Source organism: uncultured Succinatimonas sp., from assembly GCF_905203285.1.
Lineage (GTDB): Bacteria > Pseudomonadota > Gammaproteobacteria > Enterobacterales > Succinivibrionaceae > Succinatimonas.
In genome coordinates, this window is sequence record NZ_CAJKVK010000091.1 from 1 (window position 1) to 7,637 (window position 7,637).

The 7,637-nt window shown below is 38.5% G+C and carries 7 protein-coding genes; 1 reads left to right on the forward strand and 6 read right to left on the reverse strand.

Annotation, left to right across the window (positions count from 1 at the left end):
• Nucleotides 1–265: 265 nt before the first annotated feature.
• Nucleotides 266–2,653 carry an autotransporter outer membrane beta-barrel domain-containing protein gene (locus QZ019_RS08380; protein ID WP_295484136.1) on the forward strand — a complete coding sequence of 796 codons (2,388 nt, stop codon included), beginning with the start codon at nt 266–268 and terminating at the stop codon, nt 2,651–2,653.
• Between the two features lie 90 nt (nt 2,654–2,743).
• Here QZ019_RS08380 and larE read toward each other — a convergent pair whose 3' ends face one another.
• The 6 genes from larE to QZ019_RS08410 form a co-directional block, all read right to left on the reverse strand.
• Nucleotides 2,744–3,547 (reverse strand): ATP-dependent sacrificial sulfur transferase LarE, encoded by an 804-nt coding sequence (gene larE / locus QZ019_RS08385; RefSeq protein WP_295484139.1) that lies wholly within the window; start codon nt 3,545–3,547, stop codon nt 2,744–2,746.
• Nucleotides 3,534–4,880 carry a nickel pincer cofactor biosynthesis protein LarC gene (gene larC, locus QZ019_RS08390; protein ID WP_295484140.1) on the reverse strand — a complete coding sequence of 449 codons (1,347 nt, stop codon included), beginning with the start codon at nt 4,878–4,880 and terminating at the stop codon, nt 3,534–3,536. Before larC ends, larE begins: the two co-directional genes overlap by 14 nt.
• Nucleotides 4,881–4,902: 22 nt before the next feature.
• On the reverse strand, nt 4,903–5,673 hold the full coding sequence (gene larB, locus QZ019_RS08395; protein WP_249082960.1) for a nickel pincer cofactor biosynthesis protein LarB: 771 nt from the start codon (nt 5,671–5,673) through the stop codon (nt 4,903–4,905).
• A gap of 2 nt (nt 5,674–5,675) precedes the next feature.
• Nucleotides 5,676–6,605, reverse strand: coding sequence for an ATP-binding cassette domain-containing protein (locus QZ019_RS08400; RefSeq protein WP_295484143.1), 930 nt, complete (start codon nt 6,603–6,605; stop codon nt 5,676–5,678).
• Nucleotides 6,606–6,607: 2 nt separating this feature from the next.
• Nucleotides 6,608–7,318, reverse strand: a complete 711-nt coding sequence (locus QZ019_RS08405; protein ID WP_295484145.1) for an ATP-binding cassette domain-containing protein — start codon at nt 7,316–7,318, stop codon at nt 6,608–6,610.
• A partial coding sequence (locus QZ019_RS08410) for a hypothetical protein (protein WP_295484147.1) occupies nt 7,293–7,637 on the reverse strand: 345 nt, incomplete at its 5' end. The genes QZ019_RS08410 and QZ019_RS08405, both read right to left, overlap by 26 nt.

Sequence of the window (7,637 nt, forward strand, 5' to 3'; positions counted from 1 at the left end):
AATAAGCCGTTTAGAGAGGATTTTTAGAGTTACTTATCTAGATCCGCAACTTTTAAGTAAGCACAGGTCTTAGTTACGGGGTTTTTGTTTAATGGTTTTTAAAAAGTATTTTTTGTTTGTTTTGCACTTAATTTACATGTATACGAGCAGAAATTGTGAAAATAATCACCTTTTAGCAAAGGCATATCAAAAAATTGCTCCTATTTTTATTGTTAGTAGTATTTTTATAAGCACTTACATTAGAAACAAGAGAAGGAGTTTAATTATGAGGCAGACAAATAATGCCATCAATATGTTGATTCACGCTTATAAAGCAATTTTATCTAATTGTTATATAAACAAAAAACTACGCGCTGGGGGGGGTAAACTAGTTTTTAAAAGTTTAGCCGGCGCGTTAGTTTTAGGAGCTGTGTTATCTGGAAGTTCATTTGCTCAAACTATTAGCAATTCAGAAGATGATCCTTATTCTCAAAAAATTGATTTAAAGAATCAAGATGTTACTAATAATGGATTTATTAATAATTCTGATATTATTATAAATGGTGGTAATTTAATAAATAAAGGAACTATCGTTACTCAAAATATTGATTTATACACCACTAAATTTCCTCAAATTACAGGAACGATAAAAGCTGATAAGTTAATTTTTAGGGGAAGAAATGATATCAGTTATGGCGATGAAAGTTATATTAGAGGTAATATAGATATATCGACACTACATATAATTGATGCTAAAAAAATTAATCAAACTGCTACGTATTGGACAGGACTTACAATTAATGATCAAAATGTTTTTGATGGTATTAAGTCAGAAATTATAATTGATTCTTACGGAAAAAGAACAGGACTTCGAATCGGAGATCAAGGAGAAGAATCAAAAGAATTCTCAATTAACGCAAGTGTCATTTTATCAGACTATACTGACGATAATGGAGAAGATGCAAGACTTGAAATTTTTAATAACAATGTAGTGAATATAAAAAATATTATAGCTAATCGTGGAAAAGGATTAGTGCAAACTAATAATAATTCTGTTGCTAATATGTTAAATATCTCAGTTGCAAAAGATTCTAGACTTGCTTTTCAGACACTTAAAGATCCAAATTCTACAGATTATGATTCAAATTTAGCTGATGAATATATTAGTGAGTTTAAGTTTTCAAATATAGATTTAGCGGAAAATGCTAAGATTCAAGCAGCTTTTTATGGAGTGCAAGCTCCCGATACCAAAAATTGGTATCGTAATGATCCATCAGCTCGTTTGACTGGAGATAATGTTGTTGTAAGACTAGGTAAAGGGGCAGTAGTTGATTTTGGTGGATATAAAAATAAAGATTGGTTCCCTGAAGATTTTACAGTTGAGTTTAAATCATTAAGTGTGCATGTTTTAGATTCAAATCCAGAACATGGTTCAAGAGTATATTTAACTGGAACATTAGATGCATACGGCAATTATAAAAATTTAAAGACTCCTGTTGATAAGATAAAGTTAATAGCCGCTGCTTCAAACAATACTGGTGATGCGGATTATGATTTAAAAAATCTCGCTAATATAATAATGAGTAATACTAAAGAAGGAGAGGGTGAAGAAAGACATAATGTTCTTAAATGTATACCTGGTGTGAAATTAGAGCAAAAACCTACTGATATTTATGATGGTTCAACAGCTATTATTGCTGGAGATTGTCCTGAATGTACAATTTCTGATCTTAAAGGTATTGATAATTCAGAGCCTCCTATAACTGATGTTGAAACCAAACCAAATCCTAACATCAACGGTATAGCCGAAATGGCTGCTTTAGGTCTGCACGTTTGGCGCAACGAAATTGATGAAATGCATAGACGTGTTGGAGAGCTTCGCGACAGCTCAGAGTCTATAGACGGTGTTTGGGCTCGCGTTAACAACGGTCAGGCTCGTTACGGTAATCAGGATGTAAAGAACAACTATACATCAGTACAAGTAGGCTATGACCGTCAGGTATCTCCGGGTGTATGGGTAGGCGGTGCTTTATCGTACACGGATGGTGATAACGATTTTCGTTACGGTGACGGTGAAACCGATTTGTATGCTTTCTCCTTGTACAACTCCTGGCTCTTTGGCAACGGCATCTATCTTGATTTAGTCGGTAAAATCGGTCGTATGAAGAACTCTTTTGACATTCAATATGATGCAGTTGATTCTTCTGGCGATTATCATACCAATGCCGTTTCGTTATCAGCAGAGCTGGGTTGGCGCTGCTATGCTACTGAAAGCTTTTTTGTCGAGCCGCAGGCTGAGATGTGGTACGGACATGTTTTTGATGCAGATTACCGCACATCAACTGGCATAGATGTAGACAATAAGTCTGTTGATTCATTAGTAGGACGCTTAGGACTTAAGCTCGGTTTTGATTTCCCTGATGAGTTAGGATCTTTCTTTTTAAAAGCATCGGTTCTGCATGATTGGGAAGGCGATGCCGACTTTACTTTCCGCAAAGGTGATATTGAAAGATCTCTTACTGAGTCTTTAGGCGGTACCTGGTATGAATACGGCTTCGGTGCTGACTTTAATCCTACCGATAAAGTGCACTTATATGCCGATATTGAGGCAGGTAACGGCGGAGAGGTGGATACTGATTACAGATTCAATCTCGGCGCTCGCTATGCCTTCTAATCTATAGCTCTTTTACGCATAAGGCCGCTGTTTGATACTGGCGGCCTATCTGTAAAGATATAAATTGATTAGTACTTGATTTTTATTATGTTAAGGGAGTTTTTTATCCATACTGCCTGATTTAAAGCCCTCCAAATCAAGCGTCACATAATCAAATCCTGATTTTTTGATAATGTCTATAATGGCAGCTTTCTTATCCAAAGCTTTTATAAATTCATCTGCATCAAGCTCAATTCTAGCGACGTTGTCATGCACTCTTACACGTACATTATAAAAGCCTAAAGCTTTTATTTTACTTTCGGCAATACCTACGGCATTAAGTTTGCCTTGAGTTAAGAGTGTTCTATAAGGAAAGCGGGTAGCAAGACAGGGAGATGACGGCTTTGCTGCTGTAGGAATATTGTGAGATTTTAAAATAGCTCTTATAGTTTCTTTATTAATCTGAAGATGCGCTAAAGGGCTTATAATGCCAAGCTCTGCAATAGCCTTAAGACCTGGACGGTATTCATTTAGATCGTCACTGTTGGTGCCGTCAAAAACAATTGAGCAGTTAAGAATGTGTGCTCTTTCTTTAATTATGGAAAAAATGCTTTTTTTACATAAATAACAGCGATTTATAGGATTGTCTTTGATTTTATCAAGTATATCTATATCCACGATTTCAAGCTTGACATTAAAATCACTGCATATTTTGTACGCTTCTTTGTCTTCAAGACGCGGATTTAAGGCGGTTTTGGCATAAAAGGCCGTAACAGTGCCGCCTTCTTTTTGACAAAGTTTTGACAAAAGCATTAATAAAAGTGTGCTATCGGCGCCTCCCGAGAAGGCAAGTGCCGTATAATCTTTTGCGTATTGCGTCAAATAAGCGATAAGCTTTTCTTCAGCGCTTGGCATAAAGTTCACCTCTAATGATAGCGTCGGTTTCTTTTAGCGTCAGATTATTTTGTTTGGCAAGCTCTTTTAAGATTTCATACTCAGGATATATAAAATATTGTCCGCCAAGAGCAGAAGGCAGTGTACAGCGCTTTGCCGTTACTTTTCCAAGGCTTGTTTCATATTCAAAACTTTCACGCTGTAAAATTATTCTTTTCATGGTGGTATAGCGCAAACCTATGGAAGTTGATTCGGTTAAAATAATGGTGCTTAACGATAAAAGTTCATCGGGATTGCAGATAACATTAAGCTCGTAGGCAGGGCGGCTTTTTTTCATATAAACGCTTTTATAGCTTACGTCCAAAGCTCCGGCTTGCTGCAACTTTTCCATAAGATAACCAAGAAGTTCTCCGGTGCTGTCATCAATATTGCATTCAATTTTTATTATTTCATCATTAGAGTAAGTTGCAGATACATTTTGGGTAACGCTTTCTTTAAACAACATCGACCTTACAAAGCTTGGCTTTTCGTAAGCGCGTTTACCGGCTCCGTAGCCGGTTTTAAGCATGATACCCTGGGGTATAGGGGCAAAAGTAGGATTTAAGGCGGCAACAATTGCGGCACCTGTAGGAGTAATTAGCTCACCGTGGGTGTCAGTCTGATGCATTGGAATTTCATGTTCGGCAAGGATATTGCATACGGCAGGTACCGGAATAGGCAAAATTCCGTGGCAGCAGTTTATTTCTCCATAGCCTTCTGCAAGAGGTGAACTGTAAACTTTATCAATATTAAGTGAATCAAAGCATACTGCGGCAGCTAGAATGTCGGCAATTGAGTCTAGTGCTCCTACTTCATGAAAATGCACATCTTCTAAAGACTTGCCGTGGGCTTTTGCTTCTGCTGTGGCGATTATAGTGAAGATTTTTACTGCAAGAGTTTTAGCATTTTCTGATGCGCAGCTTTTGTTAATGATAGTGATGACATCTTCAAGATTTCGATGCAAGTGATGATGATCATGGGTATGTTCATGATGGTGTTCATGCTCTGGCAAATGATCATGAAAATGATGTTCGTCATGGTGATGATGTTCATGATGATGGTTGCCATGCTCGTGAGTCTTAGGGAAAAGATAATCCATGTCGCTGTCATGATTGTCAACTGCAAGTTTGACTTTAAAATCACACATATCAAGATTTGCTTTGTTGACGCGGGAGATATTGATTGAAAAACCGTCTAGGTTAATGCTGTTTAAAACTTTTTCCACGAGCTTTTTATCTGCTCCCAAATCAAGAAGGGATGCTACGAACATATCGCCGCTTATGCCGCTTTGTACATCAAGATATAAACAGTTCATGATTCTTTTCCTTATTTTGTTTTTAGTTAAAGGTTGGTTCTTTACATGCACTGACGGCAAGACGGTTAATCTGCGTGGCAATAAATCCTGCCCCAAAACCGTTGTCGATATTTACAGTCGCAACTCCGTTTGAACAGGAGTTAATCATGGTAAGAAGAGCAGAAAGCCCGTGGAAGTTGGCGCCGTAGCCTACTGAGGTCGGCACTGCGATTACCGGATTTGAAACAAGTCCGCCGATGACGGAGGCAAGAGCCCCTTCCATTCCCGCAACGGCGATGACGCAGTTGGCGTTTTGTATCGGATCAAGATTTGACAGAAGACGATGTAAACCGCTTACTCCGGCGTCATAAATACGGCTGACTTTTCCACCGAAATATTCACAGGTACGCGCAGCCTCTTCCGCAACTTTGATGTCAGCAGTTCCGGCAGTTACGACTGCTATGTGACCTTTAAGCTCACGGGACTTTTGATAAGAGATGATTCTGCTTACAGGATCGTATTGCAACATTGGCATGCTCTTTTGCAGCATCTGTGCCTGTTCTTTACTGCAGCGAGTCCCAAATACCTCACCGTCGTTTTCAAGGAATTTGCCGATTATTTTAACTAAGAAGGCATCTTCCTTACCCTGGCAGAAGACTACTTCCGCCATTCCGGTACGGATACGCCGATGCATGTCAAGCTTTGCGTAATCAAGATCAATAAAAGGAGCGGCTTTAAGCTCGGCTTTGGCTTTGTCTACGGAAACAGTTCCGTTTTTTACTCCGTTTAGCAGTTCATCTAAATCCATAGCCATTTTTATATCTCCGCATTTTTAAATTTTAAACAGCGTACGCAATGATTTTCAGAAAGTTTGAACAGTTTGGGAAATTCATTCAAACAGTCTGCAGTTTTGTCGTTGCAGCGCTTGTAATAAGGACAGATGCTGTCAACCGTAATCGGGCATGACGGGGCACTTTTAGGTGAAAACTCATTTAGTTGACTTCTTTTTAACGCAGCAGATGCGTTTAAGAGTTCTTGTGCATAGGGATGCATTAAGGCCTGTCCGCCTTGGGTGTCTTCCAGTATCGTTCCTTTGAACATAACGATGATTCTTTTAGAGAAGCTTTTTGCAAGTTCAATGTCATGAGTAATAAAAAGTACGCTCATGCCGGTTTTTTGGTATTCATTAATGATTGTAAGACAGTCTTTAATTGAATGCTCATCTAAAGATGCGGTAATTTCATCGCATAATAGCACCTTAGGACCGATTAAAAGGCTTTTTAACAGGCATAGCCGCTGCAGCTGTCCAAGACTTACTTCATTTGGACGTTTGTTTAAAATTTCAGGTAAAAGCCCGATTGCAGGCAGTTTTTCTCTAACCAGATTTAGTGCTTGCGTTTTATTCATCCCTTTTAAATTAATAAGAGGAGCGGTCATAAAGTAGGCAAGTTTTTGGTAGGGGCTTACGGCACTTTTAGGATCTTGGAATATATATTGCAATTTTGAATAATAATCTTTTGTTTTGTCGATATTTTTTAATTCTTTGCCGTCAAATAAAACTGAACCGTCGTAGTCTTTTAACATCAAATTGACGATGTTGCACAGCGTGGTTTTGCCGCAGCCTGACTCTCCTACCAAAGCGGCCGATTCTCCATTTGTCAGGGAAAAATCAATGCCTCTTAGTGCACGGATCTCTTTACCGTCATTTTGTTTATAGTTGAATTTAAGCTCGCTTATTTGCAGCATTTTTATGTACCGTCAAGAATTCTTTGTTGCAGGGTTGCATGTTCAAGATGATATGTCCGGTCAGCTAAAAAACGTGCGTCATCTTTATTATGCGTAATAAAAAGAAGACCAAATCCCATTTCTTGGTGCAGATTGTTTAAAAGCTGCAAAATTTGCACTCGAGTTATGATATCAAGAGAGCAGGTGAACTCATCAGCCAAGATAAGCTTGGGTCGCTGCATTAGGGTTAAAGCTAATATCACTCGCTGGCACATGCCCTGGGATAACTCAAAAGATCGGCGTTTAAGAAGGTTTTGGGGATAGGCAAGCTGCATTTTATATAAAAGATCTACGGCAAGGCGCTTGACCTCTTCTTTAGCTTTTAGACTTGAGGCGTGCATGGCTTCTTCAAAGTGGTTTAAGATGCTTTTGCGATCGTCAAAGTTGTCAGCAGGGTTTTGTAAAATCATGGTTATTCCGGTACCGAGATATTTGTTTAGCTGCCGTAAACTAAGCTTGCTGATATCATTTTTTAAAAAGCAAATTTTTCCTGATACCGTAAAGCTTTGCGGCAGTATGTGACATATTGCTTTTAATAGTGTCGTCTTGCCCGAACCTGACGGTCCGGTTAAAGCAATGCACTCGCCTTGGTTTAAACAAAGACCGGCGTTTTTTACAAGCAGCTTGTCTTTGCAGGTAATCGTAAGATCATTTATTTGTAAAAACGGTGTCATTGATGCCTACCTTATCGTCAATTAAATAATAATCAAAGGTATAAAGATGCATATTTTTAACCTTGCCGCTGCATACCGTATTAAGTTCAGGATAACTTATATATAAAGCGGCAACGTCATCATTTAACTTGTTGGCTATTTCCTGCGAAATCGCAGTACGTTTATTTAAGTCAAAAGTTAAATTAAGTAAATCAAGCAGTTTGTCGACTTCCTTATTTTTATAATGTCCGAAATTGGCATCTGCGTCACTTTTGTAGCGTGAAGTAAGGAAATAGCCGCAGTCTCCAGTGGGAATAGCGCTGTCATTTGCAGAACATAA